Here is a 24,179-nt window from a genome sequence, read left to right as displayed (position 1 = left end):
CGGCCGGCTCACCGGGGACACGGGTTGCCGGGAACACCGGAACGCCCGCCGGGAGGATGCCTCCCGGCGGGCGTTCCGTCTGTCCTGCGGCCGGCCCCGGCAACGGGACGCAGCGGTTCAGCTCGCGTCCATCGGGACCGCAGCGGTTCAGCTCGCGTCGGGCGCCAGGGTCAGCGAGATCGAGTTGATGCAGTACCGCTGGTCCGTGGGCGTCTGGTAACCCTCGCCCTCGAAGACGTGGCCCAGGTGCGAGCCGCAGCGGGCGCAGCGCACCTCGGTGCGGGTCATGCCCATGCTGTTGTCCTGGATCAGCTCGACCGCGTCGCTGTCCTTCGGGTCGTAGAAGGACGGCCAGCCGCAGTGGGACTCGAATTTGGTGTCGGAGCGGAACAGCTCCGCCTGACAGGCGCGGCAGGAGTAGACCCCCGCCGTCTTGGTGTCGGTGTACTCACCGACGAACGCGGGCTCGGTGCCTGCCTTGCGCAGCACCGCGTACTCGGCGGGGGACAGCTCCGCCCGCCATTGCTCGTCCGGCTTCTCGACGTCGTACGACACGGTGGCTCCCTCAGCTCGACAGGTGGTCCAGGATCTGCGGGCCGAGGTCGGTGACGTCGCCCGCTCCCATGGTGAGAACCAGATCGCCCGGCTTCGCCATTCCCGCGACGGCGGCGGGAACCTCTGCCTTGTCGTGCACGGCCGTCACCTCGGCGCCCGCGGCCTTGGCGGCTTCGATGATCAGCTCGCTGGTGACGCCCGGGACCGGGTCCTCGCGGGCCGGATAGATGTCCAGGACCAGGGAGGCGTCGGCGAGGGCGAGGGCCTGGCCCATCTCCGTGCCGAGCTCCTGGGTGCGGGAGAAGAGGTGGGGCTGGAAGACCACCAGCAGGCGGGCGTCCGTCGCCGCGCCACGCATGGCCTCCAGGTCGGCGGTCATCTCCGTGGGGTGGTGCGCGTAGGAGTCGATGACCTGGACGCCTGCCGCCTCGCCCTTGAGCTGGAGGCGGCGCTTGACCCCGGTGTACTTGCCGATGGCCGAGGCCAGGTTGTGCGCGGGGATGCCGAGGGCGACACCGGCAGCGAGGGCGGCCACCGCGTTGTGCGCGTAGTGGCGGCCGGGCACGGAGACCGTGAAGGTGAGGTACTTGCCGTTGAGCACGACCGTGACCTCGCTGGTCAGGCCGCGCGGCGTGACCTTGTGGACCCGGACGTCCGCACCTTCGGACTCGCCGTAGGTGACGACCTCGACGGAGGAGAGCTCGCGGACCCGCCGGGTCAGCTCGACGGCGCCGGACTGGTCGGCGGCGACGACCAGTGTGCCACCGGGGACGACCTTGCCGACGAAGGTCTCGAACGACTCGTAGATCTCGTCCATCGACGCGTAGTTCGCGTGGTGGTCGAGCTCCACGTTGAGGACGATCGCAACCTCGGGGGCGTACTTCTGGAAGCTCCGGTCGCTCTCGTCCGCCTCGGCGACGAAGATGTCGCCCCCGCCGTGCGTGGCGTTGGTCCCGGGGCCCTCGAGGTCGCCGCCGATGGCGTACGAGGGGTCGAGGGCCAGCTCGGACAGGGCGACGGCGAGCATCGAGGTGGTGGTGGTCTTGCCGTGCGTGCCGGCGACCGCGATGGAGCGCAGGCCCTCCATCAGGGAGGCCAGCGCGTCGGAGCGGTGCACGACCGGGATGTCCAGCTCGGCGGCGCGGACGAGCTCGGGGTTGTCGGCGCGGATGGCGCTGGAGACGACCACCGAGGTCGCGTCGTCGGCCAGGTGGCCGGCGGCGTGCCCGATGTGGACGGTAGCGCCCAGCCCGCGCAGGGCGTCGGCGGTGGCGGACTCCTTGGCGTCGCTGCCCGCCACCTTCGCGCCGCGCTGGGCGAGGATCTTCGCGATGCCCGACATTCCGGCGCCGCCGATGCCGATGAAGTGCGGCCGTTCCAGGGCGGCAGGAATACCGGGTGCCATACGTGTCTCTCCCGAGGTGTGACGTGGTGCTGGGTCCGCCCCAGCCTATTCGCTGTGCGCGAAGAGCTTGAGCACCGGTACGCCGACCTTGTGACGGGCGCGGGAGGCCCAGTCCCGGTGGAAGAACTCCTCGACGTAGTGCGGCGCCGTCAGCACGATGACCTCGTCGGCCCCGGAGTCGTCGACCACGGTCTTCAGCTTGTCCAGGGGGTGGTCCTCGACCACCTGCCCGACGGCCTCCGAACCCGCCTCGCGCAGTTCCCGGAGCGAGTACTCCAGCGCCATCTCGGCGGGCTCCCTGGCCTCCTTGCCCTCCGGCTGCTCACCCTCGCGGACGGCCTCTCTGAGCTCGCCGATCGCCACGTCGTCGATCGCGCGCAGCAGCACGTCGGCCTGGTCGCTGCGGGGCTGCATCAGCACGACGAACGAGATCCGCTCCTCGCCGTGGAGGGTGGTGACGAATTCCACGTCCTCGGGGGTGAGGGGCTTCTCGATCATCAAAACGCTTGTGAACACGACACGCGCCCTTCCGCTTCATCTCGTCGGCCGCGGGGACGGCCGCTGTTGCTGAAACCATCCTTCCCCGCAATTGCACGGGGTAGCAGGACTAAGTCTGCCCACCAGGAGCCAACCGGAACGGGTAATTCCGCTAAGTGTCAGATCTTCCCGTAGCGGCTGAAGAGGAATCCGTCCTCCTCCAGCAGCGAGACGAGGGAGAAACGTTCAGGCACGGAGATGGCGGGCCCGCCCGCGATGCGCTGGGCGTCCCCGGCGGCGAGCAGCGGGGACAGGGTCAGACAGAGTTCGTCCAGCACCCCTGCCGCGACGAACTGGCCGAGCAGCCGCGGCCCGCCCTCGGTGAGGAGCCGGCCGAAGCCCTGACGGCCCAGCGCCTCCACCGCGCGCGCCGGGTCGACGGCGGCGCCGTCCCCGGCGAACAGCACCTCGGCACCCGCCTCCCGGGCCGCGTGGACCCGGTCCGAGGGGGCCGCCGCTCCGGTGACCACGAAGGTCGGGACCAGCGGCGACGCGAAGAGCGGGAGCGAGAAGTCCAGGTCCAGGCTCGCGCTGACGACCGCGATCGCCGGTGCGGGACCCTGACCGGCCGCCTCGCGCCGGGCGGCGAAGGCGTCGCGGGCCCGCGCCGGCCGGTATCCCTCCAGACGCACCGTCTCCGCGCCGACGACGACCGCGTCGGCCAGGCCGCGCAGGGTGCCGAAGATCCTCATGTCGGCGGCGCACGAGATGCCCTGGGAGCGGCCGTCGTGCTGGGCCGCGCCGTCCAGGGTGGAGACCATGTTGGCGCGGAGCCGGGGGCGCCCCTCCCCCACCGGGTAGGCGTAGGCCTCGGCCAGTTCGTCGAGCGTCCACTCGCGGCCGGCGGCCTCCGTGGACTCGGTGGTGGCAGTCAGGTCCGTCACAGGGAGCAGGCGTCGCATGGTCCGCAGTCTGGCACGGCGCCGGGGGCCGTCCGGGAGAGGCCTTAAGGTGGAGAGTTGTGTCGTCCTCCACAGCCGTGCCCGGGCAGAGCCCCATAGCCGAACCGTCCCCGCAGTCCCTGTGCGCCCTCGAGCCGCGCGTCCCCGCCGACCGGCTTGTCGCGGAGATGGTGCCGCCGCCGCGCTTCGACTCGGTGCGCTTCGATACGTACGTACCCGACCCGAACCAGCCGAGCCAGTCGGAAGCGGTCGGCGTCCTCAGCTCGTTCGCCGCGGGGCTCGGCGGGGCGCACGCCAGCGGGTCGGGCAAGCGCAAGTGGTTCGGCAGGAAGCAGGCCGCGCCCGCGGGCCCGCGCGGTGTCTATCTCGACGGGGGGTACGGAGTCGGCAAGACCCACCTCCTGGCCTCCCTCTGGCACGCCACCCCGGCCGACAGCTCGCTGAAGGCCTTCGGCACCTTCGTCGAGCTGACGAACCTGGTCGGCGCGCTCGGCTTCCAGCAGACCGTGCAGACCCTGGGCGGGCACCGGCTGCTCTGCATCGACGAGTTCGAGCTCGACGACCCGGGCGACACCGTCCTGGTGTCGTCCCTGCTCAGCCGGCTCGTCGAGGCGGGTGTCGCACTGGCCGCCACGTCGAACACGCTGCCCGGCAAGCTCGGGGAGGGCCGGTTCGCGGCGGCGGACTTCCTCCGGGAGATCCAGGGGCTGTCCTCGCACTTCCGCCCGCTGCGGATCGACGGCGAGGACTACCGCCACCGCGGGCTTCCGGAGGCGCCGCCCCCGTACTCCGACGACCAGGTGACCCGGGCCGCGTACGCGACCCCGGGTGCCTCACTCGACGACTTCCCGTCCCTGCTCGACCATCTCGCCCGGGTCCACCCGAGCCGGTACGGCGCGCTGACGGACGGGATCGCGGCGGTCTGCCTGACCGATGTGCGGCCGGTCCCCGACCAGTCGACCGCCCTGCGCCTGGTGGTGCTCGCGGACCGGCTGTACGACCGCGAGGTGCCGGTCCTCGCCTCCGGCCTCCCCTTCGACCAGCTCTTCAGCGAGGAGATGCTGAACGGCGGGTACCGGAAGAAGTACTTCCGGGCCATCTCCCGGCTGACGGCGCTGGCGCGTGACGCAAAGGGACTGGTGGCGCAGTAGGTTCGGGGGTTGAAGGACGTGCGGGTGCCTCCGGGCGCCACGCACGCCCCTACGACCGCGCACACCTCTGAAGGGATTCAGCATGGCTACCACGCGTCAGGCGCACACGGTCTGGGAAGGCAACCTGCTCGAGGGCAAGGGTGTCGTCACCCTCGACTCCTCCGGTATCGGGGAGTACCCGGTCTCCTGGCCGTCCCGCGCGGAGAAGGCGAACGGAAAGACCAGCCCGGAGGAGCTCATCGCGGCCGCGCACTCCAGCTGCTTCTCGATGGCGCTCTCCAACGGCCTCGCCACGGCGGGCACCCCGCCGACCCGGCTGAACACGCAGGCCGAGGTCACCTTCCAGCCCGGCACCGGCATCACCGGCATCCACCTCACGGTGCAGGGCGAGGTCCCCGGCCTGGACGAGGCAGGCTTCGTGAAGGCGGCCGAGGACGCCAAGGCGAACTGCCCGGTCAGTCAGGCACTGACGGGCACCACCATCACGCTCAGCGCCTCGCTGGCCTGATTCCACGCGTCCCCGGGGCCTCTTACGCCCCGGGGACACATGGGGCACCGTGGTTCGCATGGTTCCCGCGCGCCACGACGCGTGGTACACACATGCAGGTCACTTCACCTGTCCGCCAACAGGGAGTTGCCTCATGTCATCCGCACCTCGACGACTCGCAACACGACGACAGGTCCTGGCCGGCAGCGCCGCGACCGCCGCCTCGGTCGCCTTCACCGGGGCCTTCACCGAACTCTTCGCCGGCACCGCCGACGCCCGGGGCCACAGCGGCTACGGGCCCCTCCTGCCGGACCCGGACGGCCTGCTCGACCTGCCGAAAGGTTTCCGCTACCGGGTGCTCTCCCGGGAGGGCGACCCGCTCCGCTCCGGCGAGGGGCTGGTCCCCAGCAACCACGACGGCATGGCCGCCTTCGCCGGCCGCCACGGCCGGGTCCATCTCGTGCGCAACCACGAGAACCGTGTCACCGGGAAGATCGGTGTGCCCACGGTCGACGGCCTCACCTACGACCCCATGGGCAAGGGCGGCTGCACGTCCCTCGAACTCGACGGGCGCGGCGACGTACGCGGCGAGCGCGTCGCCATCGCGGGTACGGCCGTCAACTGCGCGGGGGGCCGGACCCCTTGGAACACCTGGCTGACCTGCGAGGAGACCGAGGACAAGGCCGGCACCAACGGCTACACGAAGGACCACGGCTTCATCTTCGAGGTGGACGGCGCCGATCCGCGCCGCACCGGCGCGGTACCGCTGACCGCGATGGGACGCTTCCAGCACGAGGCCGTCGCCATCGATCCGCGGAACGGGATCGTCTACGAGACGGAGGACGCGTTCGAGAAGCCGTTCGGGCTCTTCTACCGCTTCCTCCCCGAGAAGCCGCTCGGGGGGACGGGTTCCCTGCGGGCCGGCGGGGCGCTCGAGGCCATGCGCGTGCCCGGCGTCCCCGACCTCTCGGCAATCCAGGAGACCGGCGCGGTCTTCGACCGGATCGAGTGGGTCCCCGTGCCGGATCCGCAGGCGGCCGACACGCCCATCCGGCTGCAGGACTTCGGGCCGAAGGGCATCACGCACGCCCAGAAGCTGGAGGGCTGTTACTGGGGCGGTTCGTCGGTGTACTTCGTCTCCAGCTTCGCGCACAGCTCGGAGGGGTCGGCCGCCGATCACTTCGGCCAGGTGTGGCGCTACGAGCCGAAGCGCCGCCGTCTCACGCTGGTGATCGTCTTCGGCCCGGACACCGACATCCAGCTGCCGGGAGAGTCGCCCGACAACATCTGCCTCGCCGCCGACGGCGGGCTGATGGTCTGCGAGGACGGCGGCGGCGCGCAGCACGTGCTCGGAGTGACGCGGCGCGGCGAGGTCTACGCGATGGCGCGGGGACGGCAGAACATCGGGACGGCCGAGGATCCGGAGTGGGGGGAGTTCGCCGGCGTCACGTTCTCGCCTGACGGCGGCACGATGTACGTGAACTGCTACACGCCGGGGACGACCTTCGCGGTGACGGGCCCCTGGCGCTGACCGCGGTGCGGTCGGGCGGGTGATCAGGCGCTCCGGCCACCGGACGGCCGGAGCGCCGTGCACATCATCTGAAGAACCATCAGCTAGCGTCCTTCAGTGATCAAATCCGTTCGTACGATGATCGTGCTGACTGTTTTGAGCGGGGTGCTCGCCGGTTGCGCCGGAACCGAGGGCACCCGCGCCAGGACCGCCGCGGCGACGGCCTCCCGGGAGCCGGCGAAGGGGACCGCTTCCCCTTCGCCGGCTCCCGGGAGCGGGCCGCCCGTGCCCGCCCGGGGACCCAGCGGTCTCACACCGGTCTTCGAACGCCGGGCGGACGGCTCCGGCCCCCGTCACACGGCGGGCGGGTCCGACAAGGTCGTGGCGCTCACCTTCGACGCGGACATGACCGCGGATCAGGGTCCCCGCGCCGCCTCCGGCGAGCACTTCGACAACCCCGCCCTGATCGCGTCCCTGCGCCGCCTGGAGGTCCCCTCGACGGTCTTCATGACCGGCAGGTGGGCGCAGGAGTACCCGTCCCAGGCCCGCTCGATCGGCACCGACCCGCTGTTCGAGATCGCCAACCACTCGTTCAGCCACTACGCCTTCTCCTCCCCCTGCTACGGACTGCCGACCGTCGCGACGCCGGACATGCGGGACGACGTCGAGCGGGCCTTCGCCGCGATCCGGAAGACGGGGGCGCGCCATGTCGTGCCGTACTTCCGCTTCCCCGGCGGCTGCTACGACGACGTGGCACTGAAGGCGCTGGGCCCGACCGGGGTGACCGCGGTCCAGTGGGACGTGGTCAGCGGTGACGCCTTCGCCACGGACGCGGACGCGGTGGCCGAGCAGGTGCTGGACGGGGTGAGGCCGGGATCGCTGGTGGTCATGCACTGCACCAGCAGCGCGGCGCCCGTCACCGACGACGCCGTACGCCGGATCGTGCCGGAGCTGCGCGAGCGCGGCTACCGCTTCGTCAAGGTCTCCGAGCTGATGCGCGGCTGAGCACGGCCTGCCGCACGGGCGTCAGCCGGAGCAGGCGGTGCGTCCCGCTTCCTGCCAGGCGCAGACCGGGCAGAGGGTGCTGCCCTTCGTCGACTCCGGATGTTCGGTCGGCTTCCGACACAGCACGCACTCGGCGTACGGCGGCCCCGTGTCCACCGGGGCGGGGGCCGGCTCGGGTGTCCCGCAGTACGCGTCGTCCATGAGGACGAGCGTACTCACTCGCGCAGTGCCGCGAGGCGGGACGTCAGTGCGGCGGCCGCCGCGGCGACGGCTACGGCGCCCGCCAGCGGCAGGAGCGGCACCCGGACCGCACCGGTCAGCGAACCGGAGACCAGGCCCGTCACCGCGGCCTCGGCCGGTGAACCGTCGGCCACGAGGGCGAGCAGCGAGCCGAGCAGGGTCGCGGCGAGCGACCAGCCGCGGCGGTGCACGACCGGCCGGGCGCAGAGTGCTCCGACCGCCGTTCCCAGCAGGGCGCAGCTCGCGGCAGCGAGCGCACCCGCCAGTGCGGCGGGCAGGAGCGGGACGGCTACGGTGCGGTCGGTGCTGACCGGTTCGCTGATCAGCAGCACGATCACGGCCCCCGCGCCGCCCAGGGCGAGCGCGCAGACCAGGCCCGTGAGCAGGGAGGCCAGGTGGGCGCGCGACGGTCCGACGGCGGCGGCGGTGACGGCCCGGGCGGCCCGCGGCTCCTGGGTCACGCAGAGCCGCGTGACCCAGGCGGCCACGGGGAGGAGGGCCGCGGCGGCGTATCCGAGCGAGTCGAGCAGGGGCTGTCCCGCCCGTACGCCGATGCCGAGGACGGCGGCGTACAGGAGCACGGGGGCGAGCCAGCGTTGCGAGCGTGCCAGCAGGGCGGCCTGATAGCGCGTCACCGCGGCCGTGCCACGGGCCGGCGCGACAGCCGTACGAGCCCGGCCGGGCACGCTCTCCGGGCCGGGAGCGGGCGTGCCCTCCGCCACGGGGACGGGTGCCCGGCCGGGCACCGGGCCCACGGCGGCTCGGTGCGGTGCCGCGTCGGGCACGTCTCGGGGCGGTGCCGTGCCGGGCGCGGAGGGGTCGACCGGCGCCGGTAGGCGGGAGAGCCCGGTGATGTGCCACGGCGGGCGGGCCGTGATCAGGGCGCGGAGCAACGGGTCCGAGTGTGCCGCGGTGGTCGTGAGCCGGATCGCGGCCGGGTCCCCGGCGTCCCGTTCCACCTCCGGTGTGCCCGGCAGCCCAGGGGGAAGGACGGCGGGAGGACCGCACGTGGCCTCGATCCGGACACGCGGACCCGGGTCGGCGGGCGGTGCGGTCGCCGGAAGGAGCGTGCGGCCCTCCAGGCGGTACGCGGCACGGACCGATCCCGCGAGCCGTCGCGGATCGTGGTCGACGAACACGACCGTGCCACCGTCGGCGACCCGCTCGGCCACGGCCCGGTCCAGCTCGCCGCGGGCCATGGCGTCCAGTCCGGTCCACGCCTCGTCGAGGACGAGGAGCTCCGGCCCGGCCAGGAGCGCCTGGGAGACGGCGACCTTCTGACCGGTGCCCTTGGAGAGCTCGTCGAGGGGTGTGGCGGCGTGCTCGGCGGCCCCGAACCGGGCCAGCCACATGTGGGCCCGAGCGGTGGCCTCTGCGGTGGGTAGGCCGTGGACGCGGCCCATGTGGACGAGGTACCCGGCAGCGGTGAAGGGCAACGCCGCGGGGAAGCGCTCGGGGACGTACGCCGCGCGCGGACGCCCGGTGACGCGCCCCTCGGTCGGCGCGTCGATTCCGGCGAGCAGGCGCAGCAGGGTCGACTTGCCGGCCCCGTTGGCTCCCTCGATCCGGACCACGGTGTGCGCGGGCAGGTCCAGGCCGAGCCCGCGCAGCACCCAGGGACCGCGCAGGCCGTACCGGCGGCCCACTCCTCGGAGCATCAATGGGCCGACGGCTTCTCCGGCTTGAGCTCACTGGGGCGTACGATCACGAACCCCTCGCCCTGGAGCATCAGCTGGACCGCTTCGCCGGAGCCGCCGCGCACCATCGAGCCGAAGCTCTGCGAGCGGTGCAGGGAGGTGGAGAGCTGGGCGCTCCAGCCGACGACCGCGTCCGTGTCGACGTACACCGGCTGCTGCGCGGTCACCGGGATCACAATGGGGTGGCCGTCGCAGACCAGGCCGAGCTTCCCGTATCCGCTGAAGACGCTGTTGAAGAGGCCGCCGCCGGTCATTCCGGCACCCTTCACGGTCTTGATCTCGTAGGAGAGGCTCGCGTCGAAGCAGAGGACGTTGCGGCCGTTGATCGTCAGGACGTCGCCCTGCTCCATCTCCACGATGAAACAGTTGGCCGCCTCGTGGGCGAACCAGGCCTCGCCCTGGCCGGTGACCGCCATCAGGGCCAGCCCTTCGCCGGTGACCGCGCGCTTGAGCATGCCGCCTATGCCCTGGCCCTTGCGCTCGAACTGGAGGTTGCCGCGGAAGGCGATCATCGATCCCTGGCGCGCGTGCATCTCACCGTTGACGGCGTACTTGATGGATTTCGCGTTCTGCAGGGTCATGCCGGGGGCGGTGGCCTGCTGCGCCATGTGCTCACTGGAAAAGAGGTCGCTCTTCATGCCGTGCATCCTCACCCGGAGCCCTTGGTTCCGCCAAGAACGGGTTGTCGGAGGAGCCTGGCAGACTTGTGCGCGTGAGCAGCGACAGCATTCCCGAGCCCCTTCCCGCATCGCCGGAGACCCCCGCCGACAGCCCGTTCCGTACGGAACCGACGGTCCGTGACGAAGCCCCGCAGTTCGTCCTCCCGCTGGTGGTGCACCTTGAGAAGACGGACCCCCCGGCGCGTAACGACGCCCTGGTGACCGCCGCCCGCGCGGTGCTCACGATCCTCTCGGACCCCCGCTCGCTCGGCGAGGAGGAGGACGGGACCGAGGGCGAGTGGGCCCGGGCGGTGCGCGACTGGCAGGACGCCCGCATCCGGAAGGTGGTGCGCCGGGCGCGCGGCGCGGAGTGGCGCAAGGCCTCCACGCTGCCCGGGATCACGGTCACGGGTGCGCACGCCGAGGTGCGGGTGTTCCCGCCGGTGCCCCTGGACGGCTGGCCCAAGGAGCTGGCCAAGCTCCAGGTGTCGGGCACGGATCTGGACGACCCCGAGGCCCCGGCCGCTCCCGATCCCTCCGGGCCGGTGCTCTGGATGAATCCGGACGTCGCCATGTCGGCGGGCAAGGCGATGGCTCAGGCCGGGCACGGCGCCCAGCTCGCCTGGTGGGAGCTGTCGGACACGGAGCGCAAGGCGTGGCGCGAGGCCGGCTTCCCGCTCTCCGTCGCCACCCCGGACGCCGCCCGCTGGCGCGAGCTCGTCGCGAGCGGGCTGCCGGTGGTGCGTGACGCCGGGTTCACCGAGGTCGCGCCGGGGTCCTGCACGGTGGTCGCCGACCACCCTGCGCTGCGCCGCTGACCCGGCTGCTCCCGCATCGGGCGTGCCCTCGCCACCCGGGCGCGGCGGGTGGGCGCGGAACACGACACGCCGCCGGTTGAACATCCCTGCGCCGACATACGTATCTCCCCGTACTGCCGCACCGGCATTACCGCCAAGTAGGTTGAACCACGTTTCAGTTGGCGGTTGATTCGACGCTGTCACGTACCGGCCCTGGAGACATCTTGCTGCGACGCATCAACGGAACGGCCCTCATCATCGCCGCGCTGGTCGCCACGCTCGGCGCCCTCGCCTTTCCCGTGTGGTCGTACGCCGACCGCTCCGGCACCGGCGAGGCCAATCTGAACGCGTCCAGCGTGGCCACCCAGTGGGGCCCGCTCTCCGCGACCGACCGGGACTTCCTGGTCAAGGTGCGCCTCGCCGGGCTGTGGGAGCTGCCCGCAGGGCAACAGGCCATCGAGCGCGCGCCCAGCGAGGGGGTGAAGCTCGCCGGGGACCATCTGGTGGTCGGCCACACGGACCTGGACCGGCGGGCCCGCGACGTGGCCGCCAAGCTGGGCGTGGAGCTCCCGAACCAGCCGTCCGAGCAGCAGCAGGGCTGGCTCAGGGAGCTCACGGCGGCCAGTGGCCAGGAGTACGAGCAGAAGTTCGCCAACCTCCTGCGCGCCGCGCACGGCAAGGTGTTCGCACTGATCGCGCAGGTGCGGCACACCACCCGCAACTCGCTGATCCGGCAGCTGGCTTCGGACGCCAACCAGACGGTGCTCGACCACATCACCATGCTGGAGCGCACCGGCTTCGTGGACTTCGACGGCCTGGCGCGTGATGCGGCCGGCGCTTCGACGGCCAGCCCCTCGGGGCCGCCCGCACCGTCGGGGGGCGGCGTCCCGCAGGTGCCGGTGCCGGTGACCCCGAGCGGCGACCAGTCGTTCACCTCCCGCCCGGTGCCACCGACGATGGCTCCTCTGCCTCAGCCGTGAGCCGTGCGGCGCCATGGGGCCGGATCAGGCCGCTGCGGCCGCCTATCCAAGGTCCGGACCCCGCCCGTCGACGGCGTCCGGGCCGGGCCCATCGGGGCCCTCAGGAGCCGTCCCGGGATTCGGGTAGAGGATGTCGCGGGCCTGTTCCGCGGCGCGGGCGAGGCTCTCGGCGACGAAGTCGAGGAAGCGGGCCACGTTCTCCAGGCGGACGGCGGCCGGAGTGCCGGCCCCGAGGACGCCGACGCCCTGCCGTGACACCTCGACCTGCTGCGTGAGGGCGCGGACGCTGGCGGCCATCGACTGGTACCAGAGGTTCTCGTCTATGACGTAGCGCTCACGGCGGCGCTCGTCGCGTTCCCTGCGGACGAGGGCCTGACCCTCCAGGAAGGCGATCGCCTTGGAGACGGACGCCGGGCTGACCTGAAGGCGCTGCACGAGTTCAGCGGCGGTCATGCTGCCGGAGTCGGTGGTGAGGAGGCAGACCATCACCCGCGCCATCATCTTGTTGGACAGGCCCGACTGCATCATGACGGCGGTGAACTGCTCCTCGTACTCGGCCAGGGCCACGGGATCGCGCCCGTGCGGCAGCGCGGCCGGTTCCGCCCCGCGGGGCGCGGCGGGCTTGCGCCGCTGGACGCGGCGTTCGGTGGCGCGGTGCGCCAGGTCCGCGCGGTAGCCGCTGGGACCGCCGTTGCGCATCACCTCACGGGTGATCGTCGAGGTCGGGCGCTCCAGGCGTCGGGCGATCTCCGCGTAGGGAAGGTCGTCGGCCAGCCCCAGTGCGATCTGCTGGCGGTCCTTCTGGGTGAGCCTGCCTCCCGGCATCGCGCCCTCCTTCGTGTGGTCCGATGCCCCGAGAATAGCGTTCACGTTCAACTCATTGCAACATTCATCATGACCCACGTTGCATTCTCTTCAGGAGTGGCGCAACGAAATAACTGCAACCACCTGCCCTGATACGGGTTTTGGACAACAAGCGTGTTGCCGGACCAATGAACGCAACGTAGCTTTTCCAGTGTTCGAAACAACGAGCCGCAAGGAGAGCACGATGCAGAAGTTCGAGACCCCCGCCCCGATCGCCGCCGTTCTGGACATCCCCGCAGGACGCGTCCAGATCATCGCCGCCGACCGCACGGACACCGTGGTCGAGGTCCGGCCCACCAACGCCTCGAAGAGCCGCGACGTGGAGGCGGCGGAGCAGACCACGGCCGGATACGCCGACGGGATCCTGCGGATCGAGGTCCCGGTGAAGAACGAGTACCTCGGCCCTTCCGGGTCCATCGAGGTGACGGTGCAACTCCCCGCCGGTTCCCGGATCGAGGCGAAGGCTGCCAGTACCGAGTTCCGGGCCGTCGGCCGCCTCGGCGACATCGCCTTCGACGGCGCGTACCACCGGATCAAGATCGACGAGGCCGCGAGCGTCCGCCTCACCGCGATCGACGGCGACGTCGAGGTCGGCCGGCTCAACGGACCCGCGGAGATCAGCACCACGAGGGGTGACATCCGGATCGCCGAGGCGGTCCGCGGCAAGGTCGTCCTCACCACCCAGCAGGGCGACATCTCGGTCACCGCCGCCACCGGCGTCTCCGCCGCTCTGGACGCCGGCACCACCTACGGCCGGGTCAGCAACAGCCTCAGGAACGACGGCACCACCGCCCTCGACATCCACGCGACCACTGCCCAGGGCGACATCACCGCCCGCAGCCTCTGACCCGCAGCACCGGAAGGAGCACCCCTCATGACCAGCTTGGCCATCGCGGCGAACGGGCTGCGCAAGTCCTACGGCGACAAGACCGTGCTCGACGGCATCGACCTGGCCGTCCCCGAAGGAACCGTCTTCTCCCTGCTCGGCCCGAACGGCGCCGGGAAGACCACCGCCGTCAAGATCCTCTCCACCCTCATCGGCGCCGACGCCGGCGACCTGCGCGTCGGCGGTCACGATCTCGTCGCCGAGCCGCACGCGGTGCGGGCGATGATCGGTGTGACGGGTCAGTTCTCGGCCGTGGACGGGCTGATCACGGGTGAGGAGAACATGCTCCTCATGGCGGACCTGCACCACCTGTCCAGGGCCGAGGGCAGGCGGGTGACCGCCGAACTCCTGGAGCGTTTCGACCTGGTGGACGCGGCGAAGAAGCCGGCCGCGAGCTACTCGGGCGGGATGAAGCGCCGCCTCGACATCGCGATGACGCTGGTGGGCGGTCCGCGGATCATCTTCCTCGACGAGCCGACCACGGGCCTGGACCCCCGCGCCCGTCACACCATGTGGGGCATCATCCGCGAGCTCGTCACCGACGGCGTCACCGTCTTCCTCACCACGCAGTACCTGGAGGAGGCCGACGAACTCGCCGACCACATCGCCGTGCTCCACGACGGGCGCATCGCCGCCGAGGGCAGCGCCGACGAACTCAAGCGGCTCATCCCCGGCGGACACGTCCGCCTCCGCTTCACCGACCCCGCCGCCTACCGCTCCGCGACCACCTCCCTGGGCCAAGTCACCCACGACGACGAGTCCCTGACCCTGCAGATCCCCAGCGACGGCAGCCAGCGCGAACTGCGCTCCATCCTCGACCGCCTCGACACCGCCGGCATCGAGGCCGACGAACTGACCGTCCACACCCCCGACCTCGACGACGTGTTCTTCGCCCTCACCGCCACCGTCCCCGCCCAGGACAACCACTCCGAGGAGACCGCACGATGAGCACCCTGACCCTCGCCGTACGCGACTCCAGGACCATGCTGCGCCGCAACCTCCTGCACGCCCGGCGCTACCCGTCGATGACCCTGAACCTGCTGCTCACCCCAGTCATGCTCCTGCTGCTCTTCGTCTACATCTTCGGCGACGTGATGAGCGCCGGCATCGGAGGCACGGACCGGTCCGACTACATCGCCTACATCCTCCCGGGCATCCTGCTGATGACCATCGGCAGCACCGTCATCGGCGCCGCGGTGTCCGTCGCCACCGACATGTCCGAGGGCATCATCGCCCGCTTCCGGACCATGGCCATCCACCGCGGGTCCGTGCTGATCGGGCACGTCGTCGGCAGCGTCCTGCAGTCCGTCGCCAGCGTGGCCCTCGTCGGCGCCGTCGGCGTGGCCATCGGCTTCCGCTCCGTGGACGCCACCGTCCTGGAATGGCTCGCCGCCCTCGGACTGCTCGCCCTGTTCGCCCTGGCCCTCACCTGGATCGCGGTCGGCATGGGGATGGCCAGCCCGAACGCGGAGGCGGCCGGCAACAGCGCGATGCCGCTGATCCTGCTGCCGCTCATCTCCAGCGCGTTCACCCCGGTCGACGCGATGCCGGGCTGGTTCCAGCCGATCGCCGAGTACCAGCCCTTCACCCCCGCCATCGAAACCCTCCGCGGCCTCCTCCTCGGCACCGAGATCGGCCACAACGGCTGGCTCGCCCTCGCCTGGTCCCTCGTCCTCACCGGACTCGGCTACTACTGGTCGACGTCCAGGTTCAGCGACGACCCGAAGTAACCGGCATGAGCTCGCGGGCCGCTCCCGCACCTCGTCCCACCCGGGGCGGCATCCTCCGACACGTCGGGGACGCCGCCCCGTCGGCGTCCCCGGACACCGCTACGGCCCGGTGGGCTCAGTGGTCCCGGCGCCGGACGTACAGGCGGTTCCCCTTCGGGCCGGTCCATTCCACCCGCACGACACCGGGCACGGCAGCATCGGCGAGACGCGAGGGGTTGGACCAGTGGCCGAAGTTCGGGTTGCGGAAGAACGTCGCCCACAGACCGCCGTGGGAGTCCTCGAAGAAGTTGTTGTGGCCGGCGCCGACACCGACGGTCCAGCGCTCGGAGTACGGGCCCTCGAAGGTGTCCGAGACGGCGGCGACCGCGTCGTACTGGTACTGCACACGGCCGGTTCCCGCCGGGTCGTAGGCCTGGCGCGGCGTGCCGTCGGCGTCGACCGACGTCCGGTCCCAGGCTGCGTGGAGGAGGAAGTACTTCCCCCCGTACTTGAACACGTACGCGCCTTCGAGGTACGGCTCGGGCGCGTAGGGGGTCTGCCGGAACGCGGGGAGACCAGTCGCCGGGACGATGTCCTCCATGTCGTCCCGGAACTTCGCGTACAGGTTGTTGTGCAGCACGAGCCAGGCGTCGCGGCCCTCGGTGTAGAGGCTGCCGTCGATGTGGTGGTAGGCACCGGGCTTGATGAAGCCCGGTCCCCCGATGAACGACTCGCCGAAGGGCTTCTCCAGATTGCCCTCGACGAGCCGGTACGGGCCCTCGACCCCGCCCTCGCTCACGAGCATGAACGATCCCACTTTCGCGGAGTGGTCCCCCATGCACGCGACGATGTACCACCTGTCGCGGAAGCGGTGCAGCTCCGGGGCCCACGCCTGGCCGCGCTTGCCGAACTGCTCGTCGTGCCAGTACTCCTGCCACGGGGCGACGACCGTCCTCCCGGGCCGGTTCTCGTCGGTGAACTCGGGCGACCAGACCTTGCCCTTCTCCGCGCCGGGCCGGATCCCGGTCGTGTCGGCCAGCTTCCACGGCCCTTCGAGGGACCGGGCCACCCAGACGAAGATGCCGTCGTTCCACGGACCGGCCGCTTCGAGTCCGGGCACCCGGGTGGTGCCCGTGGCGACGTACAGCGGGCGGCCGTCCACGACGAAGCAGTTGACGTAGGTGTCCCGCATCCACACCACGCCGCGCTCCTTGTCGCGCGGGCGCAGCTCCAGTGGGAGGACGAAGGAGTTGTCCTCGCGGGGCCACAGGTCCGGCCGGGTGTCCGCGCGGCCGTACGGCTCGGGGTCGGGCCAGTTCGACGGGTGCCGCCGCTTCGGCGCCGCCTGAGCGGAACGCTTCTGCGCGGGGGCGGCCGAGGCCTGTGCCGCCGGTACGACGGCCACGGGCAGCGCCGCCGCCGCACCTGCGCCTGCGGCGCGGGCCAGCAGGGACCGTCGGCCGAGGCGCCGCGTGTTCTCGGAGCTGGTCATCAGTCGTGTTCTCCTTCATCGAGGCCGAGGGGGCCGGGGCCCGAGATCCGTGGCCCTGCCTCGGGCGCCCCGCCGGAGAGGCCGTCCGATCCGTCGGAACACCTCTTTGCTGCCCGGCGATTCGGGTGCGGGAGTGTCCCCACTCGCCCGGAACGTGCTGCGGGGCGCTCCTCGGATGACATGCCGATCAGCATGCGAACGCTTGTTGATCTCCGTCAACAGAGCCTGTATTTAATCCGGACCGTCCGGCTCGTCGACCTGTCCGGGCCGTTCCACGTTTCCGCAGGTCTGCGGCTTTCCGACCGGGACGTCTGAAGCATCACGATCGAATATCCGGGTATTTTCCGCGCCTCCGGAAACCTCAAATCCAGCTCTGAACGTCACCCCTTTCGGGTTCGCCGGCATCCGGCGGGGCCATGACACCTGCACAGAACGGGGAGGGGACACCATGAAGCTGGGAATCGGCATCGGATGGCGGCCGGAGATCGCGGACGCCGTCGAGGCACTGCCGGGAATCGACTGGGTCGAAGCGGTCGCGGAGAACCTCTGCACGGACCATCTCCCCGATTCCCTGGTGCGGCTCCGGGAGCGCGGGGTCACGGTCGTCCCGCACGGGGTCTCGCTGGGCCTGGGCGGGGCCGACCGCCCGGATCCCGGCCGCCTCGCCGGACTGGCCGCGCGGGCCGGGCTCCTGGGCGCGCCCCTGGTGACCGAACACATCGCGTTCGTACGTGCCGGAGGGCCGCTCACCGCCACTCCGGTGCTGGAGGCGGGCCACCTGCTTCCTGTCCCCCGGACCTGGGACGCGCTGGGCGTCCTGTGCGAGAACGTGCGGATCGCACAGGACTCGCTGCCCGTCCCACTGGCCCTGGAGAACATCGCCGCGCTGATCTCCTGGCCCGGCGAGGAGCTGACGGAGGGACAGTTCCTCGCGGAGCTGGTCGAACGCACCGGCGTACGTCTGCTGATCGACGTGGCCAATCTGCACACCAATCACGTCAACCGCGGCGAGGACCCCGCGGCCGCGCTCGACGAACTGCCGGTGGAGGCCATCGCCTACGTCCATGTGGCGGGAGGGGTCGAGAAGGACGGCGTCTGGCACGACACGCACGCCCACCCCGTGACGCGCCCCGTCCTGGACGTGCTGAGCGAGCTCCGCTCCCGCGTCGACCCGCCCGGGGTCCTGCTGGAGCGTGACGACGACTTCCCTCCGGCCGGGGAGTTGGCCGGCGAACTGACCGCGATACGCGACACGCTGGCAGCGGCGGCGACGTCTCCGCGGACGGGCCGCAGGCAGTCCGCCCGGCCCGCCCTGCCCGACGGGCCTGGCGCCTCCGCCGCCGGAGCCCGCGACCGGACGGCCGTGGCGCAGACCGCGCTGCTCTCCTCGCTCGTGGCCGGCACGCCCGCGCCGGACGGCTTCGACCACCGCCGGCTGGGGGTGCAGAGCCGCGCCCTGGCCGCCAAGCGGGCGGATGTCGTCGCCAAGGTCGCACCGGAGCTCCCCGAGATCCTGGGGGACGGCTACCGGAGGGCCTTCCTCGCGTACGCCAGGAACCGGCCGATGTCCGCCGGTTACCGCCGCGACGCGCTCGGCTTCGCCGAGCAGCTGCTCATCGAGGGCCGCCCGGCCGACGACGCGGCCCGGCGGAGGCTGACCCACTGGTGGCAGGAGCGCGCCGCCCCTCGCCCCCCGCGCCGAGGGACCCGTCTGGTCCACGCCGCCCGTACCGCTCTTCTCGGAAAGTGATCGCGATGAACATTCTTGCTCTGCTGCTGACCTTGGCGGTCGCCGTCTCCTGCACGCTGCTGGTCGTCGCGACACGCCGTGCCGGCCTGCGCGGCAGCGGCACCGCCGCGTACGTCCACGACCTCTCCGAGGAGGCGTTCCTCAGCGGCGGCCCGGCCAGGGTCGTGGACGCCGCCCTCGCCCGCATGCACGCGGACGGGCAACTGAGCATCGGTGGCCCCGGCATCGTCGTGGTCCTGCGGGCGGAGCCCCGTGACGCCGTGGAACGCGTGGTCCTCCAGGAGCTGTCCGCCGCTCCGAACGGCGCCCTGCACACGCTGCGGGAGTCCGTGATGCGGCATCCGGCGGTGCAGGAGATCGGCGACGGCCTGGCCGCCCGTGGGCTGCTCGTCGCGCCCGGCGAGAGCCGGGCCCGCCGCATCTGGGGGCTGGTCCTGGGCATCGGATGCATCGTGGGATTCCCGGTCGGCATCGCGCTGACCATCGCCCAGTACGCCCTGCAGGAGGGGTACGCGGACATTCCGTTCCCCTTCGTCCTCAAGGTCCTGCCCGCGATCGTGGCCGGGTCCGTGGTCGGCCTGGGCACCGCGGCGGCGGCCAGGGCGCGGCTCACCAAGGAGGGACGCAGGGCCGCCGACAGCTATCGGCTGGCCAGCGCCCACGTGACCGATCCGGGCCATCTGGTGGCCACCCAGGGTCTGGGGGCGCTCCCCGACCCGGAACTGCAGGGGCAGTTGGCGGCGGCCGCCCGGCAACGGCCCTCGGGGCGTCGCCCGTCGGTCACTGCGTCCACCGCCTCGCCCGCCGCGGCCACCGCGTTCGTGCCGGTGGTGTGGTGCGCCGCAGCGGGCCCCGGTGGCGGGAGCTGCGGAGGCTCCACCGGCGGGGGCGGCCATTCGGGGTCGGGTTCCACGTGCAGCTCGGGATCGAGCTGCGGCAGCAGCGGGTCGAGCTGCGGCAGTGGCGGCGGCTCCAGTTGCAGCAGTGGGTCGAGCTGCGGGGGCGGAGGCGGGGGCGGGTCCAGTTGCGGCAGCAGCTCATGAACGTACGACGCCAGACAGGGCACGATTCAGCCACCCATGACCGTGTGTGACCGAGATTCGTCCGTATCGTGAACACGGCATGGCGCTTCCTTGCCTTTCTCGCATAGAACTCGGCCATGCTCTGGGTCATGCTTCTTCTGGTCGCGTGGGGCGCGGCCGCCGTCTCCTGCATCCGGCTGTGCCTCGTCACGGCGGGCGCGGCGCAGCGGCCGCCCGCCGCCGCGCGGCCGGCCGTCTCCCCCGAACTGAATCTGTACGAGACGGCGTTCCTGGCCGGCGGACCCCAGCGGGTCGCGGACCTGGCCCTGGTCTCCATGCATCTGCGGCGCCGGCTGCTGCTCGCCCACACCGGCTGGGCGACGGTCGTCGACCCGGAAGGGCGGGACGACGTCGAGCGCACGGTGATCCGCGCGATCGGCCCTGAGGGGCAGTCCCGGATAGCTCCCATACGTGCCGCCGCGGCGGCGGCCGACGCCGTGCGCTCCCTCGCCGACCGGCTCGTCGCGGCGGGGCTCGCCGTACCGCACGGGACCCGGACGAGCCTGGACTCGGCGGTGCGCTCCGTGCGGGGCGCGGCGGTGCTGGTGGTGGCCCTGGCGGCCGCCGCGATGCTGATTCCAGGTCAGCAGACGGGCTACGCGGGCCCGGTGGCGGCCTGGTTCGGGCTGCCGCTCGTCCTGACGCTGGGCTGCCTGGCCATCGCGCGGGTGGAGAACCATCCGTACAGTCCGTGGGCCTCACCGACCGGACAGCACTGGCTGGACTCGCTGCCGGCCCCGGTGCGCGGGGCGGACCGCGATCTCCTGGCGGCGGTGGCGGTACGGGGCGTGCGGGCCCTGGAGGACCCGGACCTGAGAGCGGCCCTGCTGAGCGGAGCCCGGACCGGGGTCTGACCCGGCGAGCCGGCGCAGCACACCACGAGGGCCGCCCCCGGCGACGGGGGCGGCCCTCGTGGTGTGCTGTCCAGTTGTTCGGCCCGGGACACATCGGCCGGAGCCGGCGAGAGGCGGCGGTCCGCGGAGAGGAATGGCTGACTCCCCCGCGGGCCACGACAGTTCGCCGGCATGCGGCCGATGTGTACCCGGCACCGGACCCGGTGTCGCTGGAACGACGGGCGGCGTCACACGCGCCGTTGCCCGCCCACTGATCTTCCGGGTCGGGATGACCGGAAACGCTGGCTATGCGAGTCCGGCCACCAAGTCTGCGACTGCCTTCCTGCGCCCCGTGTAGAACGGGACCTCTTCCCGCACGTGCATCCGCGCCTCGGACGCCCGCAGGTGACGCATGAGGTCGACGATGCGGTACAGCTCGTCGGCCTCGAAGGCGAGGAGCCACTCGTAGTCGCCCAGCGAGAAGGAGGCGACGGTGTTGGCACGCACGTCCGGGTAGCCACGGGCCATCTTGCCGTGGTCCGCGAGCATACGGCGGCGGTCCTCGTCGGGCAGCAGGTACCAGTCGTAGCTGCGCACGAAGGGGTACACGCTGATGTAGTCGCGCGGCGTCTCGTCGGCCAGGAAGGCCGGCACGTGGGACTTGTTGAACTCGGCCGGGCGGTGCAGCGCCATGTTCGACCAGACCGGCTCGAGTGCGCGGCCCAGCTTCGTGCGCCGGAAGAGGTTGTACGCCTCCTGGAGCTCGTCGGAGGTCTCCGCGTGCCACCAGATCATCAGATCGGCGTCGGCCCGCAGACCGGACACGTCGTAGGTGCCGCGGACCGTGATGTCCTTCGCCCCGAGCTGGTCGAACAGCTCCTGGACCTCGTCGGCGTAGCCGGCGCGGTCGACGGGCAGGACATCCTTCAGCCTGAAGACGGACCACAGGGTGTAGCGGATGACCTCGTTGAGGTCCTTGGCCTTCTTGCCTGCGTTCGGAAGCTTTTCTGGCGCACTCATACGGCTATTGTCCCGCCTCGCTCCCCGTGCCCCGAACCCGGGTCGGCGTGTTGTCGATCTCCCCCGCGCCCGCACCCGTGAGGTCACGGGCGATCTCGTCCGCGGCCCGGTGTGCGCTGGCCACGCAGGCGGGGATCCCGACGCCGTCGTACACCGCCCCGCACACCCGCAGGCCGGGCAGCTTGGCGACCTGGTCGCGGATCCGGGCGACCCTGGTGAGGTGGCCCACGGGGTACTGGGGCAGCCCGCCGATCCACCGGGTGACCTCGGTGTCCACGGGCCGGGCCGTGAGCCCGGCCGCGGAGGCGAGATCGCCCAGGGACGCGGCGACGAGCTCGGAGTCCTCGCGGTGCAGGTGCTCCTCCTCGCCGTAGCGGCCGACGGAGGTGCGCAGCACGAAGAGGTCGGGGGCGGCGTCGGCGACCCACTGCCACTTGTTGCTGGAGAAGGTGGCGGCCTTGATCGTCCGACCGTCGACGGGCGGCACGAGGAACCCGGACCGCCCCCGGAGTGCCTCGGTCCCCTCGGTGTCGGAGCGCCGGAAGGCCATGGTGACCAGGGCCATCGAGGCGTACTCGACGGCGGCGAGCTCGACCGAGGCGGCCGGGCACTCGGCGGCGAGCAGGGTGGAGGCCGACCATGCGGGGGTGGCCAGGACGACGGCGTCGGCGGAGATCACCCGGCTGTCGGTGCGCACGTCCCAGCCGTCCGCGGTCCGCGTCAGGCCGAGCACCGGCGTCTCCAGGAGGATCTCGCCGCCTCCCTCGCGTACGGCGTCGGCGACGGCGCCCGGCAGGGTGCCGATACCCCCCTCGATGCCCTGGAAGACCGGTCCGGTCCGCTGTCGGGCGGCGGCCCTCTCCTGGATCCGGAGCACCCCGTCGAGGAGCGGCCCGCCCTCCTTCACGGCTTCGAAGAGCTGGGGCACGGCCGCGCGCATCGAGATCCGGTAGGCGTCGCCCGCGTACACCCCGCCGAGCAGCGGTTCCACGAGCCGGTCGACGACCTCGCGGCCGAGCCGGTCCGCGACGTACGAGCCGACCGCGACGTCGTCGCCGACCGCGGTCGGGGTGAGGTCGCGCTCCTCGGCGATCCTGGCCAGGCCCTCGGGCGAGAGGACCCCGCTGAGCGCCGAGGGGTCGCCCGGCACGCCCATCACGTGACCCTTGGGCATGGGGCGCAGGGCGTCGCGGGTCCAGACCGACGCGGTGGCGGTGGCCGGCGGCTGGAGCCGGTCCTCCAGCCCCACCGCGGTCGCCAGCTCGACCCCTTCGGGCCGCCGCGCGAGCATCGACTCGGCACCGAGGTCGACCCGCGTGCCCGCGATCTCGCCGGTCATCAGCTTGCCCCCGGGCCTCCCGGTCGCCTCCAGGACGGTGACCCGGAGCCCCGAGGCCAGCAGCCGGTGGGCGGCGGCGAGTCCGGCGATGCCACCGCCGATGACGACGGTGTGGCCCGTACGTGTGGTGTCGCGCTGAAGAGGACGCTGCATGGGTCCACTCTCTCAAACCCGGTCCGAGTCCCGAACGTGACCGGTTCGAAACCGCTGACAGGCAACCCGCGCAGGGGGCCCGTACGTCGAACCAGCACCATCGACAACGGCCCTGGGGGGACGCGTTATGCCATACGGACGCCACTCGGACAGTCATCCGCCCACTCGGCACCACCGCCGCGGTCCGCGCGCGCTGGCGGCCGCCGGACTGCTCGTCACGCTTCTGGCCACCGGCGCCTGCGGCGCCTCCTCGGACAGCGGGGGCCAGGGGCTGAACTCGGCGGCTGACGACAAGGCGGCCGCCGCCCCCGAGGCTGCGGGGGCCGGTGCGAAGGATGCGGAGAAGTCCGCCTCCGGCGCCTCCTCGGCGACGAAGCCGGGCTCCGCGGTCGCGGTCCACGTCATCCGGACCGCCACGCTCTCCGTCGAGGTGAAGAACGTACCGAAGGCGGTCGCGGCGGCCCGCGGCGCGGCGGAGGGCGCCGGCGGACTCGTCGCCGAGGAGAACACGGAACGGGTCGACGACACCCACGACTACTCCCACCTCGTCCTGCGGGTGCCCCAGGCCGGGTACGACGACGTGCTGCGCGACCTCGCGGGGACGGGGAAGCTGCTGTCCCGCACGTCGAACGCGAAGGACGTCACGGGCCAGGTCGTCGACGTAGAGAGCCGGATCGCCACCCAGCGGGCGAGCGTCGCCCGGGTCCGCGACCTGATGGACAAGGCCGAGAAGCTCACCGACGTGGTGACCCTGGAAGGTGAACTGAGCAGCCGCCAGGCCGATCTGGAGTCGCTGCTCGCCCAGCAGGCGTCGCTGAAGGACCGCACGACGCTGGCGACCATCACCCTCGAACTCAGCGAACCCGACGCGGAGGCGAAGGACCCGGAGGAGGAGGACACGGGCTTCCTCGACGCCCTGCGCGGCGGCTGGGACGCGTTCGTGACGATGCTGCGGTGGATCGCCGTGGCGATCGGCGCCACGGCGCCGTTCCTGGCCACCGCGGCCGCGCTGGTGCTCCTGTGGCGGCTGCTGCGCGGCCGCCTGCCGGGGCGCCGCACCACGACGCCGGAGAAGGCCGAGGAGCCCGCACAGGCCCCACCGGCCCCGTAGGCGCCGTAGCGTGGG

24 protein-coding genes are annotated in these 24,179 nt (G+C 72.0%); 13 read left to right on the top strand and 11 right to left on the bottom strand.

The features are described 5' to 3' along the window. Positions 1 to 147: 147 nt before the first annotated feature. The 4 genes from msrB to ACFUNE_RS23230 form a co-directional block, all read right to left on the bottom strand. Positions 148 to 555: a peptide-methionine (R)-S-oxide reductase MsrB gene (gene msrB, locus ACFUNE_RS23245; RefSeq protein ID WP_383571192.1), complete on the bottom strand. Its 408-nt coding sequence runs from the start codon at positions 553 to 555 to the stop codon at positions 148 to 150. Between the two features lie 10 nt (positions 556 to 565). Next, on the bottom strand, positions 566 to 1,960 hold the full coding sequence (murC, locus tag ACFUNE_RS23240) for a UDP-N-acetylmuramate--L-alanine ligase (protein WP_383571189.1): 1,395 nt from the start codon (positions 1,958 to 1,960) through the stop codon (positions 566 to 568). A 45-nt stretch (positions 1,961 to 2,005) separates the two neighbouring features. Beyond that, positions 2,006 to 2,458 carry an indole-3-glycerol phosphate synthase gene (locus ACFUNE_RS23235; RefSeq protein WP_327113235.1) on the bottom strand — a complete coding sequence of 151 codons (453 nt, stop codon included), beginning with the start codon at positions 2,456 to 2,458 and terminating at the stop codon, positions 2,006 to 2,008. Between the two features lie 158 nt (positions 2,459 to 2,616). After that, positions 2,617 to 3,399: a pyrimidine reductase family protein gene (locus ACFUNE_RS23230; protein WP_383571185.1), complete on the bottom strand. Its 783-nt coding sequence runs from the start codon at positions 3,397 to 3,399 to the stop codon at positions 2,617 to 2,619. 59 nt (positions 3,400 to 3,458) lie between these two features. Here ACFUNE_RS23230 and zapE point away from each other — a divergent pair, with 59 nt between their 5' ends. The 4 genes from zapE to ACFUNE_RS23210 all read left to right on the top strand — a co-directional run bounded on the left by zapE (position 3,459) and on the right by ACFUNE_RS23210 (position 7,552). Then, positions 3,459 to 4,550: a cell division protein ZapE gene (gene zapE, locus ACFUNE_RS23225; RefSeq protein WP_383571182.1), complete on the top strand. Its 1,092-nt coding sequence runs from the start codon at positions 3,459 to 3,461 to the stop codon at positions 4,548 to 4,550. A gap of 82 nt (positions 4,551 to 4,632) precedes the next feature. Further along, positions 4,633 to 5,058, top strand: coding sequence for an OsmC family protein (locus tag ACFUNE_RS23220; RefSeq protein ID WP_383571179.1), 426 nt, complete (start codon positions 4,633 to 4,635; stop codon positions 5,056 to 5,058). 133 nt (positions 5,059 to 5,191) lie between these two features. After that, positions 5,192 to 6,568, top strand: a complete 1,377-nt coding sequence (locus ACFUNE_RS23215) for an alkaline phosphatase PhoX (RefSeq protein WP_383571176.1) — start codon at positions 5,192 to 5,194, stop codon at positions 6,566 to 6,568. 117 nt (positions 6,569 to 6,685) lie between these two features. Continuing rightward, positions 6,686 to 7,552, top strand: coding sequence for a polysaccharide deacetylase family protein (locus ACFUNE_RS23210; protein ID WP_383571727.1), 867 nt, complete (start codon positions 6,686 to 6,688; stop codon positions 7,550 to 7,552). A gap of 21 nt (positions 7,553 to 7,573) precedes the next feature. Here ACFUNE_RS23210 and ACFUNE_RS23205 read toward each other — a convergent pair whose 3' ends face one another. From ACFUNE_RS23205 to ACFUNE_RS23195, 3 genes are read right to left on the bottom strand one after another with little or no spacing between them, the layout of a single operon-like run. Next, complete coding sequence (locus ACFUNE_RS23205; protein WP_383571173.1) at positions 7,574 to 7,753, bottom strand: hypothetical protein; 180 nt, start codon at positions 7,751 to 7,753, stop codon at positions 7,574 to 7,576. A gap of 14 nt (positions 7,754 to 7,767) precedes the next feature. Further along, positions 7,768 to 9,438, bottom strand: a complete 1,671-nt coding sequence (locus tag ACFUNE_RS23200) for an ATP-binding cassette domain-containing protein (RefSeq protein WP_383571170.1) — start codon at positions 9,436 to 9,438, stop codon at positions 7,768 to 7,770. Between the two features lie 11 nt (positions 9,439 to 9,449). Then, positions 9,450 to 10,127 carry an AIM24 family protein gene (locus tag ACFUNE_RS23195; RefSeq protein ID WP_383571167.1) on the bottom strand — a complete coding sequence of 226 codons (678 nt, stop codon included), beginning with the start codon at positions 10,125 to 10,127 and terminating at the stop codon, positions 9,450 to 9,452. 74 nt (positions 10,128 to 10,201) lie between these two features. Here ACFUNE_RS23195 and ACFUNE_RS23190 point away from each other — a divergent pair, with 74 nt between their 5' ends. Both ACFUNE_RS23190 and ACFUNE_RS23185 read left to right on the top strand, forming a co-directional pair. Continuing rightward, positions 10,202 to 10,966 (top strand): peptidyl-tRNA hydrolase, encoded by a 765-nt coding sequence (locus tag ACFUNE_RS23190; RefSeq protein ID WP_383571164.1) that lies wholly within the window; start codon positions 10,202 to 10,204, stop codon positions 10,964 to 10,966. Positions 10,967 to 11,172: 206 nt separating this feature from the next. Further along, complete coding sequence (locus ACFUNE_RS23185) at positions 11,173 to 11,925, top strand: DUF4142 domain-containing protein (RefSeq protein ID WP_383571725.1); 753 nt, start codon at positions 11,173 to 11,175, stop codon at positions 11,923 to 11,925. Between the two features lie 42 nt (positions 11,926 to 11,967). Here ACFUNE_RS23185 and ACFUNE_RS23180 read toward each other — a convergent pair whose 3' ends face one another. Further along, a complete protein-coding gene (locus ACFUNE_RS23180) occupies positions 11,968 to 12,750 on the bottom strand; it encodes a helix-turn-helix domain-containing protein (RefSeq protein ID WP_383571722.1) in 783 nt (260 codons plus the stop codon). A gap of 223 nt (positions 12,751 to 12,973) precedes the next feature. Here ACFUNE_RS23180 and ACFUNE_RS23175 point away from each other — a divergent pair, with 223 nt between their 5' ends. The 3 genes from ACFUNE_RS23175 to ACFUNE_RS23165 are packed head-to-tail and all read left to right on the top strand — an operon-like array spanning position 12,974 to position 15,405. Next, the gene (locus ACFUNE_RS23175) at positions 12,974 to 13,636 is read left to right on the top strand and encodes a DUF4097 family beta strand repeat-containing protein (protein ID WP_383571161.1); all 663 of its coding nucleotides are present in this window, start codon (positions 12,974 to 12,976) and stop codon (positions 13,634 to 13,636) included. 27 nt (positions 13,637 to 13,663) lie between these two features. Beyond that, positions 13,664 to 14,623 carry an ATP-binding cassette domain-containing protein gene (locus tag ACFUNE_RS23170; RefSeq protein WP_383571158.1) on the top strand — a complete coding sequence of 320 codons (960 nt, stop codon included), beginning with the start codon at positions 13,664 to 13,666 and terminating at the stop codon, positions 14,621 to 14,623. Next, positions 14,620 to 15,405: an ABC transporter permease gene (locus tag ACFUNE_RS23165; RefSeq protein ID WP_383571155.1), complete on the top strand. Its 786-nt coding sequence runs from the start codon at positions 14,620 to 14,622 to the stop codon at positions 15,403 to 15,405. Before ACFUNE_RS23170 ends, ACFUNE_RS23165 begins: the two co-directional genes overlap by 4 nt. A 115-nt stretch (positions 15,406 to 15,520) precedes the next feature. Here ACFUNE_RS23165 and ACFUNE_RS23160 read toward each other — a convergent pair whose 3' ends face one another. Next, positions 15,521 to 16,876 carry a family 43 glycosylhydrolase gene (locus ACFUNE_RS23160; protein ID WP_383571152.1) on the bottom strand — a complete coding sequence of 452 codons (1,356 nt, stop codon included), beginning with the start codon at positions 16,874 to 16,876 and terminating at the stop codon, positions 15,521 to 15,523. A 448-nt stretch (positions 16,877 to 17,324) separates the two neighbouring features. On the opposite strand from ACFUNE_RS23160, the gene ACFUNE_RS23155 reads away from it, so the two are divergent. The 3 genes from ACFUNE_RS23155 to ACFUNE_RS23145 all read left to right on the top strand — a co-directional run bounded on the left by ACFUNE_RS23155 (position 17,325) and on the right by ACFUNE_RS23145 (position 20,562). Beyond that, a complete protein-coding gene (locus ACFUNE_RS23155) occupies positions 17,325 to 18,626 on the top strand; it encodes a DUF692 domain-containing protein (protein ID WP_383571149.1) in 1,302 nt (433 codons plus the stop codon). A gap of 5 nt (positions 18,627 to 18,631) precedes the next feature. Beyond that, positions 18,632 to 19,669: a TIGR04222 domain-containing membrane protein gene (locus tag ACFUNE_RS23150; RefSeq protein ID WP_383571146.1), complete on the top strand. Its 1,038-nt coding sequence runs from the start codon at positions 18,632 to 18,634 to the stop codon at positions 19,667 to 19,669. A 116-nt stretch (positions 19,670 to 19,785) separates the two neighbouring features. Further along, positions 19,786 to 20,562: a TIGR04222 domain-containing membrane protein gene (locus ACFUNE_RS23145; protein ID WP_383571143.1), complete on the top strand. Its 777-nt coding sequence runs from the start codon at positions 19,786 to 19,788 to the stop codon at positions 20,560 to 20,562. Between the two features lie 285 nt (positions 20,563 to 20,847). Here ACFUNE_RS23145 and hemQ read toward each other — a convergent pair whose 3' ends face one another. After that, on the bottom strand, positions 20,848 to 21,561 hold the full coding sequence (gene hemQ, locus ACFUNE_RS23140; protein WP_383571140.1) for a hydrogen peroxide-dependent heme synthase: 714 nt from the start codon (positions 21,559 to 21,561) through the stop codon (positions 20,848 to 20,850). Between the two features lie 4 nt (positions 21,562 to 21,565). After that, complete coding sequence (hemG, locus tag ACFUNE_RS23135; protein ID WP_383571137.1) at positions 21,566 to 23,053, bottom strand: protoporphyrinogen oxidase; 1,488 nt, start codon at positions 23,051 to 23,053, stop codon at positions 21,566 to 21,568. 127 nt (positions 23,054 to 23,180) lie between these two features. Between hemG and ACFUNE_RS23130 the strand changes: the two genes are divergently transcribed. Next, complete coding sequence (locus tag ACFUNE_RS23130; RefSeq protein WP_383571134.1) at positions 23,181 to 24,164, top strand: DUF4349 domain-containing protein; 984 nt, start codon at positions 23,181 to 23,183, stop codon at positions 24,162 to 24,164. The last annotated feature ends 15 nt before the right edge of the window (positions 24,165 to 24,179 follow it).

Source organism: Streptomyces sp. NPDC057287 (genome assembly GCF_042667905.1).
Taxonomy (GTDB): domain Bacteria; phylum Actinomycetota; class Actinomycetes; order Streptomycetales; family Streptomycetaceae; genus Streptomyces.
This window is presented reverse-complemented; position numbering and strand designations above follow the sequence as displayed.

Coding starts and splice junctions, on each gene's coding strand:
- murC (WP_383571189.1), bottom strand. CDS start 1,960: ATGGCACCCGGTATTCCTGCCGCCCTGGAACGGCCGCACTTCATCGGC.
- ACFUNE_RS23235 (WP_327113235.1), bottom strand. CDS start 2,458: ATGATCGAGAAGCCCCTCACCCCCGAGGACGTGGAATTCGTCACCACC.
- ACFUNE_RS23230 (WP_383571185.1), bottom strand. CDS start 3,399: ATGCGACGCCTGCTCCCTGTGACGGACCTGACTGCCACCACCGAGTCC.
- ACFUNE_RS23220 (WP_383571179.1), top strand. CDS start 4,633: ATGGCTACCACGCGTCAGGCGCACACGGTCTGGGAAGGCAACCTGCTC.
- ACFUNE_RS23215 (WP_383571176.1), top strand. CDS start 5,192: ATGTCATCCGCACCTCGACGACTCGCAACACGACGACAGGTCCTGGCC.
- ACFUNE_RS23210 (WP_383571727.1), top strand. CDS start 6,686: ATGATCGTGCTGACTGTTTTGAGCGGGGTGCTCGCCGGTTGCGCCGGA.
- ACFUNE_RS23205 (WP_383571173.1), bottom strand. CDS start 7,753: ATGGACGACGCGTACTGCGGGACACCCGAGCCGGCCCCCGCCCCGGTG.
- ACFUNE_RS23195 (WP_383571167.1), bottom strand. CDS start 10,127: ATGAAGAGCGACCTCTTTTCCAGTGAGCACATGGCGCAGCAGGCCACC.
- ACFUNE_RS23180 (WP_383571722.1), bottom strand. CDS start 12,750: ATGCCGGGAGGCAGGCTCACCCAGAAGGACCGCCAGCAGATCGCACTG.
- ACFUNE_RS23175 (WP_383571161.1), top strand. CDS start 12,974: ATGCAGAAGTTCGAGACCCCCGCCCCGATCGCCGCCGTTCTGGACATC.
- ACFUNE_RS23170 (WP_383571158.1), top strand. CDS start 13,664: ATGACCAGCTTGGCCATCGCGGCGAACGGGCTGCGCAAGTCCTACGGC.
- ACFUNE_RS23165 (WP_383571155.1), top strand. CDS start 14,620: ATGAGCACCCTGACCCTCGCCGTACGCGACTCCAGGACCATGCTGCGC.
- ACFUNE_RS23160 (WP_383571152.1), bottom strand. CDS start 16,876: ATGACCAGCTCCGAGAACACGCGGCGCCTCGGCCGACGGTCCCTGCTG.
- ACFUNE_RS23155 (WP_383571149.1), top strand. CDS start 17,325: ATGAAGCTGGGAATCGGCATCGGATGGCGGCCGGAGATCGCGGACGCC.
- ACFUNE_RS23150 (WP_383571146.1), top strand. CDS start 18,632: ATGAACATTCTTGCTCTGCTGCTGACCTTGGCGGTCGCCGTCTCCTGC.
- ACFUNE_RS23145 (WP_383571143.1), top strand. CDS start 19,786: ATGCTCTGGGTCATGCTTCTTCTGGTCGCGTGGGGCGCGGCCGCCGTC.
- hemQ (WP_383571140.1), bottom strand. CDS start 21,561: ATGAGTGCGCCAGAAAAGCTTCCGAACGCAGGCAAGAAGGCCAAGGAC.
- hemG (WP_383571137.1), bottom strand. CDS start 23,053: ATGCAGCGTCCTCTTCAGCGCGACACCACACGTACGGGCCACACCGTC.
- ACFUNE_RS23130 (WP_383571134.1), top strand. CDS start 23,181: ATGCCATACGGACGCCACTCGGACAGTCATCCGCCCACTCGGCACCAC.